The 1,172-nt window shown below is 41.6% G+C and carries 1 protein-coding gene; it reads left to right on the top strand.

Annotated elements, in window-relative coordinates; all coding sequences use genetic code 11:
* Positions 1-1,172 (top strand): elongation factor Tu (gene tuf, locus B6C84_RS11420; protein ID WP_086319674.1); only part of this gene is annotated, 1,172 nt, incomplete at its 3' end.

Genomic DNA, 1,172 nt, shown 5'->3' with positions numbered 1-1,172 from the left:
ATGTCTAAAGAAAAATTTGAACGTACAAAACCCCACGTTAACGTTGGTACAATCGGCCACGTTGACCATGGTAAAACAACTTTAACTGCAGCGATCACATCAGTATTATCTAAAAAATACGGTGGTCAAGCTCGTGCATTCGATCAAATCGATAACGCACCAGAAGAAAAAGCTCGTGGTATCACCATCAATACTTCACACGTTGAATACGATACACCAACTCGTCACTACGCACACGTAGACTGCCCAGGCCATGCTGACTATGTTAAAAACATGATCACTGGTGCGGCACAAATGGACGGCGCTATCTTAGTAGTAGCAGCAACTGATGGTCCAATGCCACAAACTCGTGAGCACATTCTTTTAGGTCGTCAAGTAGGTGTACCTTACATCATCGTATTCTTAAACAAATGTGATATGGTTGATGATGAAGAATTATTAGAATTAGTTGAAATGGAAGTACGTGAACTTCTATCTCAATACGATTTCCCAGGTGACGATACACCAGTAATTCGTGGTTCAGCGCTTAAAGCGTTAGAAGGCGATGCAGCATGGGAAGACAAAATTGTAGAATTAGCAGAAGCATTAGACAGCTACATTCCAGAACCAGAGCGTGACATTGATAAGCCATTCTTATTACCAATCGAAGACGTATTCTCAATCTCAGGCCGTGGTACAGTAGTAACAGGTCGTGTAGAGCGCGGTGTAATCAAAGTTGGTGAAGAAGTTGAAATCGTTGGTATCAAACCAACAACTAAAACAACTTGTACTGGTGTAGAAATGTTCCGTAAATTACTAGACGAAGGTCGTGCTGGTGAGAACGTAGGTGTATTATTACGTGGTACAAAACGTGAAGAAATCGAACGTGGTCAAGTATTAGCAAAACCAGGTTCAATTACTCCACATACAGATTTCGAATCAGAAGTGTATATTCTAAGTAAAGATGAAGGTGGTCGTCATACTCCATTCTTCAAAGGTTACCGTCCACAGTTCTACTTCCGTACAACAGACGTAACAGGTACTATTGAATTACCAGAAGGCGTAGAAATGGTAATGCCAGGTGATAACATCAAAATGACAGTATCATTAATTCACCCAATCGCAATGGCAGACGGTTTACGTTTCGCTATCCGTGAAGGTGGTCGTACTGTTGGTGCTGGTGTTGTTGCTAA

It is taken from the genome of Gilliamella apis (assembly GCF_002142155.1).
Taxonomy (GTDB): Bacteria; Pseudomonadota; Gammaproteobacteria; order Enterobacterales; family Orbaceae; genus Gilliamella; species Gilliamella apis.
The sequence above is the reverse complement of the archived record's forward strand: the minus strand, read 5'-3'. Positions and strand labels throughout refer to the sequence as shown.